The sequence below is a fragment of the Fundidesulfovibrio putealis DSM 16056 genome (assembly GCF_000429325.1).
In the GTDB taxonomy this organism is placed as follows: Bacteria; Desulfobacterota; Desulfovibrionia; order Desulfovibrionales; family Desulfovibrionaceae; genus Fundidesulfovibrio; species Fundidesulfovibrio putealis.
On record NZ_AUBQ01000018.1, the window covers coordinates 16382 to 31893 of the forward strand.

General features: G+C 66.6%; 10 protein-coding genes. 5 read left to right on the top strand and 5 right to left on the bottom strand.

From position 1 onward, the window contains the following. Nucleotides 1–88: 88 nt before the first annotated feature. Together thiC and gpmA are read left to right on the top strand one after the other, a co-directional pair. Nucleotides 89–1396 carry a phosphomethylpyrimidine synthase ThiC gene (gene thiC / locus G453_RS0115135; protein WP_027191727.1) on the top strand — a complete coding sequence of 436 codons (1308 nt, stop codon included), beginning with the start codon at nt 89–91 and terminating at the stop codon, nt 1394–1396. A gap of 210 nt (nt 1397–1606) precedes the next feature. Further along, on the top strand, nt 1607–2353 hold the full coding sequence (gene gpmA / locus G453_RS0115140) for a 2,3-diphosphoglycerate-dependent phosphoglycerate mutase (protein ID WP_027191728.1): 747 nt from the start codon (nt 1607–1609) through the stop codon (nt 2351–2353). A gap of 213 nt (nt 2354–2566) precedes the next feature. On the opposite strand, the gene G453_RS24435 is transcribed toward gpmA, so the two are convergent. Next, nucleotides 2567–6892: a hypothetical protein gene (locus G453_RS24435; protein ID WP_051272487.1), complete on the bottom strand. Its 4326-nt coding sequence runs from the start codon at nt 6890–6892 to the stop codon at nt 2567–2569. Nucleotides 6893–6961: 69 nt separating this feature from the next. Here G453_RS24435 and mutY point away from each other — a divergent pair, with 69 nt between their 5' ends. Beyond that, the gene (gene mutY / locus G453_RS0115150; protein ID WP_027191729.1) at nt 6962–8056 is read left to right on the top strand and encodes an A/G-specific adenine glycosylase; all 1095 of its coding nucleotides are present in this window, start codon (nt 6962–6964) and stop codon (nt 8054–8056) included. A 130-nt stretch (nt 8057–8186) separates the two neighbouring features. On the opposite strand, the gene G453_RS26530 is transcribed toward mutY, so the two are convergent. The 4 genes from G453_RS26530 to G453_RS0115170 all read right to left on the bottom strand — a co-directional run bounded on the left by G453_RS26530 (nt 8187) and on the right by G453_RS0115170 (nt 13196). Next, on the bottom strand, nt 8187–10304 hold the full coding sequence (locus tag G453_RS26530) for a sensor histidine kinase (protein WP_051272488.1): 2118 nt from the start codon (nt 10302–10304) through the stop codon (nt 8187–8189). A 12-nt stretch (nt 10305–10316) separates the two neighbouring features. Then, nucleotides 10317–11375: an ABC transporter substrate-binding protein gene (locus G453_RS24445; RefSeq protein WP_084502399.1), complete on the bottom strand. Its 1059-nt coding sequence runs from the start codon at nt 11373–11375 to the stop codon at nt 10317–10319. 111 nt (nt 11376–11486) lie between these two features. Next, nucleotides 11487–12401, bottom strand: coding sequence for a dihydroorotate dehydrogenase (locus G453_RS0115165; protein WP_027191730.1), 915 nt, complete (start codon nt 12399–12401; stop codon nt 11487–11489). 9 nt (nt 12402–12410) lie between these two features. Continuing rightward, nucleotides 12411–13196 carry an iron-sulfur cluster-binding protein gene (locus tag G453_RS0115170; protein ID WP_027191731.1) on the bottom strand — a complete coding sequence of 262 codons (786 nt, stop codon included), beginning with the start codon at nt 13194–13196 and terminating at the stop codon, nt 12411–12413. Between the two features lie 241 nt (nt 13197–13437). Here G453_RS0115170 and G453_RS0115180 point away from each other — a divergent pair, with 241 nt between their 5' ends. After that, a complete protein-coding gene (locus tag G453_RS0115180) occupies nt 13438–14631 on the top strand; it encodes a Crp/Fnr family transcriptional regulator (protein WP_027191732.1) in 1194 nt (397 codons plus the stop codon). Then, nucleotides 14628–15425 carry a motility protein A gene (locus G453_RS0115185; protein ID WP_027191733.1) on the top strand — a complete coding sequence of 266 codons (798 nt, stop codon included), beginning with the start codon at nt 14628–14630 and terminating at the stop codon, nt 15423–15425. The genes G453_RS0115180 and G453_RS0115185 overlap by 4 nt, the downstream gene beginning before the upstream one ends. Nucleotides 15426–15512 lie beyond the last annotated feature (87 nt).

A 15512-nucleotide genomic window follows, 5' to 3' on the forward strand; every position in this document is an offset into this window, starting at 1 on the left:
CCCGCGCTGGAACACCACCGACGTTGCCAATACACGAGGGCAGCGCCCGCCCTCTGATTCCCCAACCAACCCCTCTCGAGGTCGAACCATGTCTCTTACCAGTAAAAACGCCATTGTCGCCACGTACCTGAGCACCCACGGGCAGGCCATCGCCGCCCATGAACACATGGGCGTGGAGGACATCCGCTCCGGCCTGGACGCCGGACGCATGGCCCTTCTGGCCAACCCTGCCCATAAGAATGTGTCGCCCACCCTGATCGGTCAACCCGCCCGGGTGAAAGTCAACGCCAACATCGGCACCTCCCCCATGATCAACAACGTGGAGATGGAGGTCCAGAAGCTGCGCCTGGCCGAAAAAGCCGGAGCCCACACCGTGATGGACCTCTCCACCGCCGGAGACCTGGACGTGGTGCGCGTGAGCATGCTGGAAGCCTCCCCCCTGCCCCTGGGCACGGTCCCGCTCTACTCGGTGGCCCAGCCCTACGTGGCGCGCGGACAGGACCCCAGCGACTTCACCGTGCAGGAGCTCCTGGAGGAGATCGAGAAGCAGGCCGAGCAGGGCGTGGACTTCATGACGCTGCACTGCGGCGTCACCGCGCGCGGCGCGGCCATGGCCTCCGACGGCCGCCGAATCCTTGGCATCGTGTCGCGCGGCGGAGCGCTCATGGCCCGCTGGATGAAGCGCCGCAATGTGGAAAACCCGCTGCTCACCCACTATGACGACCTTTTGAAGATCTGCCTCAAGCACAACGTGACCATCAGCCTCGGCGACGGCCTGCGCCCCGGCGCGGGCGCGGACGCAGGCGACGCGGCCCAGTGGGAAGAGGTTTCCGTGCTTGGCGACCTGGCCCGGCGCGCCGTGGAGCATGGCGTGCAGATCATGATCGAAGGCCCCGGCCACGTGCCCCTTCATCTGGTGCAGAGCCAGATCCAGGGCATCAAGCGCCTGACCAACAACGCCCCGCTCTACGTGCTCGGCCCCCTGACCACCGACGCCGCAGCGGGCTACGACCACATCGCCGGAGCCATCGGCGGCGCACAGGCCGCCTTCTACGGCGCGGACTTCCTGTGCTACCTGACCCCTGCCGAGCACGTCACCCTGCCCGGACCCGAGGACGTGTGGGACGGCGTGAAAGCCAGCCTCATCGCGGCCCAGAGCGCCGAGAACTCCCTTGGCCGCCCCTGGGCCGTGGAGCGCGACCTGGCCATCTCCAAGGCGCGCGCCGCCCTGGACTGGGAAGCCATGGCCGACAACGCCCTGGACCCCCACACCCTGCGCAAGCGCCGCAAGGACTTCCATCAGGAGAAGGAGTGCGCCATGTGCGGCTCCTTCTGCGCCATCCGCATGCTGGAAGGCGTGGATGAGGCCATGATCGTCTGCAAGAAGCACGACTAGCCGCCTCTCATCGCGAACGTGACGCAGCCCGGGGAACGCCAATGTTCTCCGGGCTGTTTCTTTTGGCATGTGCGCGTGATACACGGCGCCTATGAATCCCGCGTTCCATGGTATGGAGCGCAGCCCGACAGAGCCTGCCGGACAGTCCGGCAGCGGGCCTTCCGGCACGACCGGAACGCCCCCGAAGCCCGACAACAACGGAGAACCGCCATGCATACGCTCGTGCTCGTGCGCCACGGCCAGAGCCAATGGAACCTGGAGAACCGCTTCACCGGCTGGACCGACGTGCCGCTCTCGCCCCTGGGCGAGAGCGAAGCCCTGGCCGGGGCCAAGGCCATGATGGACGCAGGACTGACCTTCGACCTGTGCTTCACCTCGTATCTCAAGCGAGCGGTGAAGACTCTGGACATCATCCTGGAGGCCATGGACCTCATGTGGCTGCCGGTGACCAAATCCTGGAAGCTGAACGAACGCCATTACGGCTCGCTCCAGGGCCTGAACAAGGCCGAGATGACCGAAAAATTCGGCGAGAAGCAGGTGTTCGAGTGGCGCAGGAGCTACGACGTGCGCCCCCCCGCCCTGGAGAACGACGACCCGCGCCATCCGCGCTTCGATCCGCGCTACGCGGCGCTCACCCCGGAGGAACTCCCGGCGGTTGAGTGCCTGAAGGACACCGTGGCCCGCGTGATGCCCTACTGGCACGAGGTGCTGGCCCCCACGATTAAATCAGGCAGGCGCGTGCTGGTGGCTGCGCACGGCAACTCGCTGCGCGCACTGGTGAAATACCTGGACGCCGTAAGCGACGAGGCCATCGCGTCGCTCAACATCCCAACTGGCGTGCCCCTGGTGTACGAGCTCAGCGACGACCTCAAGCCCGTCGGGCACCATTACCTGGGCGACCCGGACGAGATAGCCCGCCAGATCGAGGCCGTGGCCAACCAGGCCAAAAAGAAATAACCGTAGAGACTTGCAAAATTCGCAGTAGGGGAACGCCTCCGGCGGCCAAAAGGCTGCGCCCTTTGGAATCCGCAATTATCCAAGGCAGTTATCGGATTGTCATTCTTATAGGAAGGGCGGTTCGATGTGTTTTGAAAGGCCTCACACGAAAAGCCGCCCGACGGTTCCCCGCCGGGCGGCCTTTATTTGCCGTATTGCCCGCATTTCGCGGCGTCAGCTCTTATCAGGCTCCTTTGGTCCTTCCGGCGCTCCAGGCGCTCCCGGTCCAGCGGGAGCTTCCGGAGTTCCCTGCCCTGCGGGCGCGAGGCCCTCTCGCAGCTGCGGCCTGCGGTCCTGCTCAGGCGGCAGCGGGGGTTCGGGGCGCTTAACCTTCCTGAGCTCCGGCTTTCGCCACGCCCTTCCGTCGCTGAACGAGTCCCAGCCCCAGCGCAGCCAGCCCAGCAGCGAGAACGCCATCCACAAGGACCAGGCCAGCATCACGCCCCGGTACCACCACAGGGACACCGAGAACACCTGCGCCTGGGGCAAGGTCTCGCCCACGCGGTCGAAGGACCAGATGAGCCTGTAGGCCGACGAGCCGTTGCCCATGATGTGCATGGTGGGCGAGCCCAGAAGCCCGGTGCGGATGGCCTCGAACAGGCAGGACAGGCCTATGAGGGTCAAAATCGCCAGCCCGATCTGCATGGCGTTGAAGCCGAACCAGTCGGAACTGGAGGATGCCTTGTACCCCCGGCGAAGGCCAAGCGCGATGATCCAGGCCACGGCCAGCAGGGCCACGCCCGGCGACACCTGCGTGAGCCCCAGGCCCAGAAGCAGCCACTGCCAGCGCCGAAGCGGCGTGAAGGGCAGGAACCCCAGGCCGAAGGCCACCAGGGCCGTGGCTCCCAGCGCGCTCCAGAACAGGATGGCCGGGGCCATGCGCGTGGCTCCGCGCGCCCAAAGAATCCAGCGGTCGCGGGGCATCTCCACGGTCAGCACGGCGTTCACAGCCTCGTGCCCCAGGCTGACAGCAGGCGTGGACACCGTGGTCAGCGACTCGCGCGGCTGCCTCCAGGACACCAGGACGGACTGCCTGCCCGGCGTGAGCGCCAGCCCGATTTCGCCGGGCTTGTCCCCGGACCAGGGCGAGGGTTTGCCGCCCACCACCACCCCGGTGACCTCGGCCTTCTCCGGCAGGTGCAGCACGTGCCGCCCGCCCAGGGCCGAGCGCAGGGCCATCTCCAGGGAGACGGCGTCCAGGCGCTCGCCGGGCGTCAGGCGAAGCTTGGCGGAGTCGATGGTCAGGCTCTGGCCGGGAGCAGGCGCGGGGCGCGTCACCGCGATGCGGGCCGTCTCGCCGGGCCAGGGCCGCCACAGGGGCGCCCAATGCCCCGAAGCGTCCAGGCTGGAGGACACCGGGATGCCCGAGAGCGCCACGTCCCAGGACGGGGCCGCCCGAAGCCGCCAGATCTCCACCCAGTTGACGCCCTGGGGTGCCGACAAGTCGAGCGCGGGCTGAATTTCCAGGCGCGAACGCCAGCTGAGCTGGCGCTGCCCTGCGCCCAATGCGGCCACGGCCTTGCCGTCCGCCACGCGCACGTCGCGGTCCAGCACGGACTCGCCGGGCAGGAGCGGCACCTGGATCACCACGGGCTCGCCGGTCTGGGTCAGGCGGCGCACGGTGGTCACGGCCTCCCAGCTGAGCCCGAGCTCCAGGGAGCGCTCCACTTCCAGGAACGGCTGGATGACCGCCGTGATCGCCGTAGCGGCGCTGCCCGGCTTGCCAGCCTGGGACGCGTCCTCCCGGCGGGAGAACTTGAGCCCCCCCTCCAGCGCGCCGTCAGGCCCCAGGCCCAGGACGCTCCATCCGGGCGCATCCACCACGGCCCGGCGCGTGGAGAACGGGGCCGAGATGCTAAACGACACTCCGGCGGGAGCCGCACCGCTCACGATGACCTTGTGCGGGCCGGGATCAAGCAGCGCCCACAATCCGCCGTTCTCGGCAAAGAGCACGGCAGGCTTTGAGTCCACGGTCACGGACTGGGGCCGCCAGCCGTCGCCCACCACGGGCAGCGGCAGGGCGAGCCGCGTGGCCGCCCCGGTCTCCAGGGTCAGGCGCAGGACTTTGGCGTCCAGCACCACGCCGAGCTCCGAGATTCCGGCGCAGTCCGGGAAGCAGTCCGACGGTTTGATGAGCCGGGCGCGCAGTTCATCAAGGATCTCCTTGGGCGGAACGCCGGACCGGAACGCCTCCTGCGATTCCGGAGCGGCCAGAAGCGCGCCGGGAGCCATGAGCAGGGCTGCGGACAGCATTGCCGCGAGGCAGGCAAGCTTGGCCGGGGAAGCTCCTGAGCTTCCTGAAGCGCCATCACCCGCCGCAGGCCCGGTTGCCTTCGAGCCCAGGAGCCCCCCCTCGCCGCGCAGACGCCTGAAGTCCGCCAGGAGCCACAGGGCGGCCAGCAGCAGGATCACCCGCGCAAAACACAAGGCCGCGTTCATCATAGGCGACACCAGGGTCAGGCGCACGGTCTGGGCCGGGTCCACCGGACCGTTCCAGGTAAGGCCCACGGTGCGCCAGTTCCAGTTGGGGATGCCCGGCCCGGTCTGGATCAGGCTGTTGGGGTCCTGCTCCAGGCCCTGGTAGGCATACGGGCCGGACGGCTCGCGCGCGGCCTTGCGCACCTCCTTGCGGGAATCCTTGGCCGCCATGGGCGCGGGAGCCTGGGCAGGAGCGGCAACGTCCTGGGATTCCATGCCTGAATCGAGGTCCGCCGCCCGCTCGGCCATGGTGGATATGAAGCGCACATCCTCCAGTTGCGGATAGACGCCCGTGCGTATCTGGCTGAACACGAAGGGCAGCGCCGCAAGCACCATGAGCCCGAGCGCCATCATGTGAAACGCCCTGGCCCCGCGCGCGGCCTTCTGCCAGGACTCCTTGGATGCCTGCCTGTCCAGGGCCTTCAGGATGCCCAGCGCCGCCAAAAGCAGGAGCCACAGCTCCACGGGCGCGGCCTGCTCGTGCTGGGCGGCCACCAGATAGGCCAGCAGCACGCCTCCGGCAGCAACGCCGCGCAGCTTCCAGGCCCCAAGCACCATGAAGAGCGTCAGGAAGATGTTCAAGAGGTTCCAGCGGCTCACCCAGGACTGGCTGACCGTATCCGGCCCCGAGGCGTGAAAGAGCCTCCAGCCCGGCGGCAGCTTCAGTTCCGCCGAAAGCGACGTGACCCCGGCCAGCCAGCCCGAAGCCGGGACAGCCGCCCCCGCGTCCGGATAGCGGGACTCGGCGGTCAGGTTCACGGCGGACTCGCGCAGTTCCACGCCCGGAAGCTTGTCCTCGCCCAGGAGCACCACTGGCAGGTCCTTCCCGGCCTGGGCCGCACGGCCAAGCTCGCCCGGCGCGTTCATGGACAAGGACCAGCCGTGGCGCAGCGCGCCGGACAGGCGGTCCTGCACGGTGAATCCCGCGCCGTCGAAATCAAGCCACAGGGTGCGGCGCACGTTCAGGTCGTCGCTGCGCGGCCCGGACTCCCCGCGCCGGATGACGTCCAGGGTAAGGACGGCGTCCTTTTCCGCAAGGAAGGCCGGGTATTTCTTCCAGGCGTCCGGCAACTCGGTGGTCTGGGGATCGATGGGGGCGAGCCCGCGCGGCTGGACGTCGCGCAGGGCGGGGTCGGCGGCGAAGGCCCAGATCTCGCGCCCGAACGGCGTGGTGGCCGGTCCCATGGCCTTCATGGGTTCCAGGGCGCGGCTTACTATCTCCAGGTCGTAGCGCCCGGCCCCGGCCTGGGCCAGCACCTGCCCGCCGGGGCCGAAGCCCACGGGCACCGGGGCCTGCACGGCCATGGGCTCGGTTCCCGGCGGCAGCAGGCCGTCCAGGGCGATGGTCCTGACCCTGCCGGAGACCTCCAGGCGGGCCAGGGTGGTGATCGTCATGGGCACGCCGTCGCGCAGGAGCCTGAACACCGCCACCTGGGCGGAATCCTCGGGGGCCTTGCGCTCGTCCTGGCGGGAGATGTCCAGCCTGCCGTCGGCCGCGAGCTTGGGGGCGGCCACGGCGACGCCGTCCACGGCGAGTTCCACCACGCCGGTCTGGGGCGCGATCCGCAGGGCCTGGGGCCTGCGTTTCCAGGGGAGCTGGCCTGAGACCTGATGCTCGCCGGGCTCCAGGCGTACGGCTGGAGTGCCGGACTGATCCAGCACGGCGGCGCTCTGGCCGTCCACCGTGACGCGCGCGGGCCATAGGCCGGGGGCCACGGGCAGCGGCGCGTTCATGGGCGAAAACACCCGCCATGTGGCCGTGAAGGACGCGCCGGAGCCGTCCACGACGAGGCTTATCCGGGTGGGGAACTGGCACTGCCTGCGGGCCGGGTCGGTGGCCAGGGGCGGACACTGGGCGCTGTCCTGCCCGTAGAGCACCCAGCCTTCCCAGGACCTGAGGTCCGGCGGCAGCCAGGCCCGCCCAGGCTGGCCCGGCGGCTGGGCCAGGGCGAAAATGGCGCAGGAGAGCACACCCAGCAGACACAACACGGACACAAGATACGGCGCGGCGCGAAATCGCATGACTGCTCCATGATCGACGGCGGTGTATTGATCTGCTATAAGACAATCTCTTTGATTTTGGAAACCAGAATGCCCGACCCCTCACTCTTTTCCACACTGCTCCTCGATTGGTTCCGGCAGGCCAGACGCCCGCTGCCCTGGCGCGAAAGCTACGACCCCTATCAGGTCTGGCTCTCGGAGGTCATGCTCCAGCAGACCCAGATGGACCGGGCCGTGGTCTATTTCAACCGTTTCCTGTCGCGTTTCCCCGACGTGTTCGCCCTGGCCGCCGCCAGCGAGGACGAGGTGCTGCGCCTGTGGGAGGGCCTGGGCTACTACAGCCGCGCCCGGAACCTGCGCAAAGCCGCCCAGGAGATCGCCGCCCGCCACGGGGGAATCGTCCCGGCTGACGCGCAGGCCCTGGCCGCGCTGCCGGGAGTCGGACGCTACACCACGGGGGCGGTGCTCTCCATCGCCCACCAGCAGGACGTTCCCGCCGTGGACGCCAACGTGGAGCGCGTGCTGGCCCGCGTGTACGACATCGCGGATTCCCCCAAGGAGCCAGCCGGAAAGAAGCGCTTCACCGAACTCGCCGCGTCGCTCATCCCCGCCGGAAAGGCCCGCGACTTCAACCAGGCCCTGATGGAGCTGGGCGCGCTGGTGTGCACGCCGCGAAGCCCGGACTGCGCCCGCTGTCCCATGGCCGGGATCTGCCGTGCCCTGGCCGCCGGAACGGTGGATGAGCGCCCCACCCTTCCTGCGTCCAAGGCCCCGGTGGCCATCGGCATGGGCACGGCGGTGATCGCGCACCAGGGACTGTATTTCGTGCAGAAGCGCAGGCCCGGCGGGGTCTGGGCAGGATTGTGGGAGTTCCCGGGCGGACAGATGGAACCGGGCGAGGCCCCGGAGGAGACTGCAATCAGGGAAGTACGGGAGGAAACCGGCTTCCAGGTGGAGCCCGTCGGCAAGCTGGCCGTCATCAAGCACGCCTACACCCGCTACCGGGTGACCATGCACGCCTACCTGATGGCCTTTCCGGAAGGGGTCACGCCTGCGGAGCCGGTGCTCACGGCGGCAACGTCATACCGCTGGCTGCCCTTCGAGGCGCTCGCCGGGCTGGCCTTCCCCACGGCCATGCGAAAACTGACCCAGGCCATGGAGCGCGACGCGAGGCTCACGCGATAATCCTGCGTTTATGAAAAACATGAACTTGTTTTTCATAAATAAATACCCTGGTTTTCCTGATTGGAACCTGACTGAGATGGGGGCGTGATGCTCCCGGCCCGGCAAGGCCCGGTCACGCGATAATCCCGCCTCAGGCAGCGGCCTTGATGGGCAGCAGCACCCGGAATCTGGTTCCCTTTCCAGGCGCGGATTCCACGGTGATGCTCCCCCTGTGGTTCTGGGACACGATGAAATAGGCCACCGACAGCCCGAGCCCCGTACCCACGCCGATGGACTTGGTGGTGTAGAACGGCTCGAACACGCGCTTGCGGATTTCCTCGGGCATGCCAGGCCCGTTGTCCTCGATTTCGGCCACGGCCATGCCGTTCTCCCGGCGGGTGCGCAGGGTGATGCGCGGCGGCGCGGACGGGGTCTCCCTCCCCGGCTCGTTGAGGGCCTGGGCGGCGTTCTTTAAGATATTGAAGAACACCTGCTCGATCTCCATGGACTGGCACTGCACCGGTCCAAGATCCGTGTCAAAGTCCCGCACTATCTCTATCTGACGAAAATCATATTGTTTTTTAAGGTCATAGTCGCCGCCAGCCAGCTCCACGGTCTTGTCCAGCAGTTCATCCAGACGGCACTCTTCGTAATCCCCGCCTGATTTGCGGGCGAATCCCAGCATGTTGGTGACGATGCGCGCGGCGCGCACCCCGGCTTCGTGAATACCCTCCAGGAACTCGTTCAGGCCGCGCCTTTGCATGTAGGCCTGCACGGCGCGCAGATCCACCCCCACTTCCCCGGCGATCTTGGCGTTGGCGGGCATGTCCGGGTCCAGCCTGCGGATTATCACCTGCAGCGCCTGGAGGATGGAGGCCAGGGGGTTGTTGATCTCGTGGGCCATCCCGGCGGCGAGCCCGCCCACGGAGAGCATCTTTTCGGTCTGCACCATCATTTCCTGGATGCGCACGCGCTCGGTGACGTCCTCCATCACGGCCACGGCGCCCGCCGCGTCCACGCCCGTGTCCTGCGGAACCGCGCTCATGGAGAGCACCGCGTGCCCGCCGGAGGGTTTGTCGTACCAGATGATGCGCCCCAGCACGGATTTCCGTCCGGCAAGGGCCTGGTGCATGGGCAGGTCGCCGGGGGCCAGGGGCTGGCCTTCGCGGGTGACGAACCGGCTGATCCAGGCGTCCCCCAACGCCTCCTGCGGGAACAGTTCCAGCAGGTCCAGGGCTCGCTGGTTCATATACACCACCCGACCAAAGCGGTCGAAGGTGGCGATGCCGACGGGGGTGGTCTCGGCCAGGGTGCGGTAGCGGTCCTCGGATTCACGCAGCCTGACCACGGCCCCACGGACGAAAGCCAGGGCCACGCCGACCACAGCCAGCACAGCCAGGGAGATGAGCCCGTTGAGCGCCGTGAGCTTGGCGGCCGGGCGCATGGTCTCCGCGCCGTCCGCCTCGACAGCCACCAGCCAGCCCGTCACTGGGTTGACCGCCGCCACGGCCAGCCGTTCGTCGCCTCCCCGCCCGTAGGTGACCATCTTCCCGCCCGCTGCGTCGCGCAGGGCCGAGACAACCTGGGGAAGCGGCGCGAACTGCCCCTCCCTGCTCCAGGAGGGCTTGGCAAGCATCGCCCCGCGCGCATCCAGGATGTAGGCCCCGCCCGTCTGCCCGATCCGGACCTGATCCAGGATTTCCCTGGCCAGCCTGTGGATGTCCATCACCAGGACCATGACCCCTTCCACGGTCCGTTCATGGTTGAACACCGGCGAGGAGACCACCAGCACGGGCAGCCCCGTGAGCTTGCCCACCTCCAGCGCCTCGAAAGCCGGCTGCCCGAGCAGGGAACGCTTGAAATAATCCCGGTCGGCCACGTTGATGACCCCGATCATGGCCGGAACGGACGCCGAAACCACGGAACCGTCCGGCAGGGCCAGGAAGGCCCTGTCATAGCTGGTATAGGGGATGCGCTCGGCAAGGCGCCTGTTGGCGGCCACCCTGGCGGAGCGCCCGAGGTAGCCCTCGATCAGGGCCAGGCGGAACACGTCCTCCTGGCCCCAGAAGCTTGCGGTGGCCTGAACGCTGCGGATCTTTTCGGAGACGTCGGCGTCGAGGAGCGTCAGGGCCTGGCTCATCTGGCCCAGGGCCAGTTCCTCCGCGGTGTTCTTGGTGTAATAGAAGGTGACGATCGTAGGCAGGCCCACGCCGAGCATGACCACGAACAAGATGGGAACCAGCGAACGAGTGATGAAGGAAGACCGCATCGCGCCACCGTCCTATTTGACCACTTCGCCCGCCGCTTCGATGATTTCGTAGGGGATGTCCACCTCGAGGCGCTCGGCGATCCTGAGGTTTACCATGATCACCCCCCTTTCATTGATGCGCATGGGCAGTCCGCCCGCCGCATCCCCCTTGAGCAGCACGCTCCTGGCCATGTTCGCGGCCAGGAACCCTTGTTCATGCCCAGCCTCCAGCACACCGCAGAGCACGTCGGACAGGGCGTAGTCCGCGAACCCAAGGGTGGGCTTCGCGTTCACCGACCGCATCCACGCGGCTGCCTCCTCAGGCGTGACCACTTTCCCGGTGCGCTCGTCTCGAAGCGAATGGTAAATTCCAAAAGCGACGGCATCCACGCCTGACTGGTACGCGATGACGCGTCGTTGCCACTCCTGGAAGGAGCCGACCGAATCGACGTGCCTGAGTTCCAGGGCGAAGGGGCCGCCTTTGGCCTGGTCATCCTCCATGTCCTTGATGACGTAGCCTGAGGACTCGGACGCGTCGGTCAGAAAGGCGACGGTGCGGATGTTCGGCAAAAGCCTCTTGAGCAGTGCGAACCCCTCCCGGAAGTGCCAGCGCTCGCGCACGCCCGAGACGTTGGAGGCGGGAAAACCGTAGAGGGAAGGCGGCGCGTTGAGGCCGCAGAAGATGACCTGCGGCGAGGGTTTGCCCTTGAGCGACGGCGCGACCACGTACTCCTGGGCCACGTCGTCCACGGCGATCACCACATCCGGGGAGAAGTCGGCGATGCGCGCCAGGGCCTGTCTCGCGGCCATTTCCAACGAGGGTTTGTCCGGACGGCGTTTGGCGTCCATGTAGAAGTAGTCGTAGACCACGTCCAGATCGCGCAGAGACTCCAGGATTCCCTGGTTTATGTTCTGGGTCCAGATGTACTCGGGATTGTAGCTGTGCAGGATGAAGACGTGCCGGCGCGCCCCCAGGGCCGAGCCCGAAGCTGAAGACTCCGGGCGGCCAGCCTGACCGCCATCCCCCAGAGCCGCCTGCGCGGTCAGGAGAAACAGCACGGCCAGGGCGGCCAGGGATTGACGACGCTTCATGGAGCCTCGCAAACGTGGTGAAATCACCAAAACCGTCAGGCAAAATGCACGACGGGACGTCAGGAGCGCATAACACGCAAGCGCTGCCAATGCACCAAGAACTACAGGGAACTACGCCGTCTTAAGGCTCCCCCGGAAGCTCTCCAGGTCCGTGACGCCCATCTCGCGGGCCACCCCCGGAAGCTGCTCCACGAGCCTGAAGCTGAAGTCCGGGCGTATGAAGTTGGCAGTGCCCACCTGGACGGCGTGCGCGCCAGCCAGGATGAACTCCAGCACGTCCATGGCCGAGGCGATGCCGCCCATGCCGATCACCGGCACGGTCACGGCGCGGCTCACCTGCCACACGCAGCGCAGCGCCACGGGTTTTATGGCCGGGCCGGAAAGGCCGCCCACCACGTTGGCCAGCCTGGGCTTTCGGGTGCGCACGTCCACGGCCATGCCGGTCAGGGTGTTGATGAGCGAGATGATGTCCGCCCCGGCGGCCTCAACGGCCTTGGCGATGGCCACGATGTCGGCCACGTTGGGCGAGAGCTTGACGATGACCGGCTTGTTCCCGGCGCGCTTCTTCACGGCCTCGGTGACCCTGGCCGCCTGGGCCGGGTCCTGCCCGAAGAGCACGCCGCCCTCCTTCACGTTGGGGCAGGAGATGTTCACTTCAAGCCCCGCCACGCCCTCCTCGGCGGCCAGCACCGAGGCAAGCTCGGCGAACTCGTCGGGGTCGCAGGCGTAGAGGTTGGCCAGGATGGGGGTCTCTCGCCAGGGCAGGAAAGGGAGCTTGTCCTTCAGGAACGTCTCCACGCCGCAGTTCTGGAGCCCGATGGCGTTCAACATGCCGGAGGGGGTCTCGGCCACGCGGGGCATGGGGTTGCCCGCGCGGGGCTTCAGGGACAGGCCCTTGACCACGATGCCCCCCAGGGTGCGCAGGTCGCCGTAGGGGGTGAACTCCTGGCCGTAGCCGAAGGTTCCCGAGGCGGTCATGACCGGATTCTTGAGGGATAGCCCGGCAAGGGCGACGCGAAGGTCCATCAAAGGCTCCTAGAGAGTTATTTCGTTCGACCAGAACACCGGCCCGCGCGTGCAGGTCTGCACCCGCTCCCCGGCCGGGGTCTCGGCCACGCAGCCCAGGCACGCGCCCACGCCGCAGGCCATGCGGTTCTCCAGGGAGATCTGGCAGCGCACGCCGTACTTTTCGGCGGCGGCCTTCACGGAGCGCAGAAATGGTGTGGGGCCGCAGGCCAGGGCCAGACCGCCCGCGTGCTCGGCCATGCGCTTCTCAAGAAGCTCCACGAAGCGCGGGATGTCCTCGGCGCTGCGATCCTGGAAGGACTCCGCGCCCACGGTCCGGGCCAGGTCCTCGTAGGGGTAGCAGGAGAGCGGCGGCCTGTGCCCGAACAGCAGCGACAGCTGGCCGGGGGTGGGGTGCACGGCGGCGTACTCCACGAAGGGCGCGATGCCGATGCCGCCCGCCAGCATCAGGGTGCGCACGCCCGGCTCCACGGCGAACCCGTGCCCGAGCGGCCCCCAGAGGGTCACCTTGTCGCCGGGCGAAAGCCTGGTCAGCGCCGAGGTGCCGCGTCCGGCCACCAGAAAGTTGAACACCAGCCTGTCGGGCAGCGCCCGGCAGATGGAAAGAGGCCTGGCCCACAGGGGATCGAACCCCCAGGACGCGGGCCGCAGCATGGCGAACTGGCCGGGACGGGCCTTGGCCAGTCCGGGGTTTTCCAGTTCCAGGAGCCACAACCCGTGCTCGCGCCCTTCCGGGCCGTGGGGGGTAAGGCTCAAAACCGTGACGTCTTTGCAACGATTATAGGGGATGGGCATGGCTCGCTCCTGCCCTGCAAACTAGCCTCAACCCGGCAATTAGTAAATCTCTTCGCCGGGCTGAAGGCCCTCCTTGTCCTCCGGGGTCTTTACGGTTACTAAGAACCGGTCCAGAGTCCGGAATACCCGGCCTTTCCGGGCCCAATCCCTTGACACATCCTGCCTCCCGCCGCATGTACATAGAATGTCGGCATAATCGTCCGAAGACGTAAGGGGGCGCTACTTGGAGCGGAGAGCGTCGATGAAGACACCTGAAGTGGGAGACAAGAACAAAATCTTCCACAAGGGACAGGTCATCTACAAAGAGGGCCAGTCCAGCAATGAAGCCTACATCATAAAGCAGGGCGCAATCGGGCTCTACCGCCTCTCCGGCAACAAGCGCATCAACCTGGGGATACTTCGTCCCGGACAGATCTTCGGGGAGATGGGCGTCATCAGCGAGGAGAAGCGCACCGCTTCCGCCGAGGCCCTGGAATACACCGAAGTCATCGTGCTGGACCAGAACCTCCTGCACACCCTGCTGCTCAAGAGCCCGCGCCCGGTCCAGATCATCACCTCCTACCTGGTGGAGCGCGTGCGCGCGCTGAACGCCCGCGTGGCGGACCGGCCCTGCTCCAACACCTTCGCCTCGGTGTGCAGCGTGATGCTCCTGGCCTGGCGCGCCGCCACCAAGTCCACGCCCAAGAGCGAGGCCACGCAGATCTCCACGGTGGAACTCTCCAAGACCATCAAGGAGATCCTCCTGGTGTCCCAGGTGGAGATCGACGAGATCTTCGAGAAGCTGGCCAAGGTCCACATCATCGACATCGTTGACGTCAAGGGCAGCTACTACCGCAAGGACCCGCTGCTTGGCACCATGAAGAAGTCCAGCGATTTCGTGAAGGAGCGCCTGCTCACGATCCCCGACGCCGACCGCTTTGCGCGCGTCTCCAAGAACATGGCCAAGGACCAGCAGGACGTGTGCGGCACCGACATGGAATTCATCGACCTCCATGAATTCGCCAAGGAAATCCAGGCCCAGCCCGGAGTTATCCTCAAGAAGCTGGCCTACGGCGAGATTCCCGAGACCTCCTTCTTCTTCCACAAGGCCTCCATCATGTCCTACGCCGCGCAGAAGGGACCCGAGTTCTTCCAGCGCGCCAAGCGCCCGCGCCTCAAGATCGAGGACCTGCAATCCGTGGACGACATCATCGCCGTGGACAACACCACCCTGGAGGAGGCCCTCTCCAAGCTGGGCTTCTACAAGGTCTCGGTGCTGGCGTCCCTGGCAGGTGAAGAGGCCCGCAACAAGATCTACGGCAACCTCTCCAAGAAGATCGCCGCAGTGGTCAAGGAGGAGGTCGCGAGGATGGACGGCCTGGACTCCGGCGAGGCTGCCGACATCGAAGAGGAACTGCTGACCATGATCAAAACCATGAAGGGGATTGCCGGGTGAACGTCGCCACGGTCATCGGTTTCGTCGCGGGCGTCATCATCCTGGGCGCGGCCACGTATTTCGCCACGGACTCCGTGCGGGTGTTCATCAACCTGCCGGGCCTGGCCATCGTGCTGGGCGGCACCCTGGCCTCCACCTTCATCTGCTTCCCCCTGAAGGAAGTGACGCGCGTGTTCACCATATTCCTCACGGCCCTGAAACGCGAGGAACTGCCCATCGGCAACTACATCGAGTCCATCGTGCAGATCGCCCGCGAGGCCTCGGCGCGCGGCAAGGTGCACCTTGAGAGGGCGCTGCCCGGCATCGAGAACGAGTTTCTGCAGAACGCCCTGCAGATGCTGGTGGACGGCTATTCGCGCGACGAGATCAAGGAAATCCTGGAGACGCGCATCGAGCAGACCTACCAGCAGGAGATCTCCTCGGCGGGCATCTACCGCACCATGGCCAAGCTTTCGCCCGCCTACGGGCTCATCGGCACGCTCATCGGCTTCATCGGCCTGATGCAGGCCATGGGCGGCGGCGGGCTCGGAGCGCTTGGCCAGCACATGGCCGTGGCCCTGACCACCACCCTCTACGGAATCCTGCTCTCCAACCTGATATTTTTGCCCATCGCCGTGAAGGTGGAGAAGCGCATCGAGGAGCGGGTGCTGCTCATGTGCGTCATCCGCGACGGCGTGCTCTTCATCAAGGACAAGGCCCCCGCGCCCATTGTCTACGACAAGCTCAAGGCCTACCTGCCGCCCCGCCGCTGGGCGTCCATCGGCATCCGGCCCAGTGTGGCGTCCTCAAAATAAATACATATTTATTTTGAGAACAGTGAACGTATCTTTTAACCCCGAAAGACATCTTCATGTTCTTCAGGGGCGCGACTAGGCACCGCC

Coding starts and splice junctions, on each gene's coding strand:
- thiC (WP_027191727.1), top strand. CDS start 89: ATGTCTCTTACCAGTAAAAACGCCATTGTCGCCACGTACCTGAGCACC.
- gpmA (WP_027191728.1), top strand. CDS start 1,607: ATGCATACGCTCGTGCTCGTGCGCCACGGCCAGAGCCAATGGAACCTG.
- G453_RS24435 (WP_051272487.1), bottom strand. CDS start 6,892: ATGCGATTTCGCGCCGCGCCGTATCTTGTGTCCGTGTTGTGTCTGCTG.
- mutY (WP_027191729.1), top strand. CDS start 6,962: ATGCCCGACCCCTCACTCTTTTCCACACTGCTCCTCGATTGGTTCCGG.
- G453_RS26530 (WP_051272488.1), bottom strand. CDS start 10,304: ATGCGGTCTTCCTTCATCACTCGTTCGCTGGTTCCCATCTTGTTCGTG.
- G453_RS24445 (WP_084502399.1), bottom strand. CDS start 11,375: ATGAAGCGTCGTCAATCCCTGGCCGCCCTGGCCGTGCTGTTTCTCCTG.
- G453_RS0115165 (WP_027191730.1), bottom strand. CDS start 12,401: ATGGACCTTCGCGTCGCCCTTGCCGGGCTATCCCTCAAGAATCCGGTC.
- G453_RS0115170 (WP_027191731.1), bottom strand. CDS start 13,196: ATGCCCATCCCCTATAATCGTTGCAAAGACGTCACGGTTTTGAGCCTT.
- G453_RS0115180 (WP_027191732.1), top strand. CDS start 13,438: ATGAAGACACCTGAAGTGGGAGACAAGAACAAAATCTTCCACAAGGGA.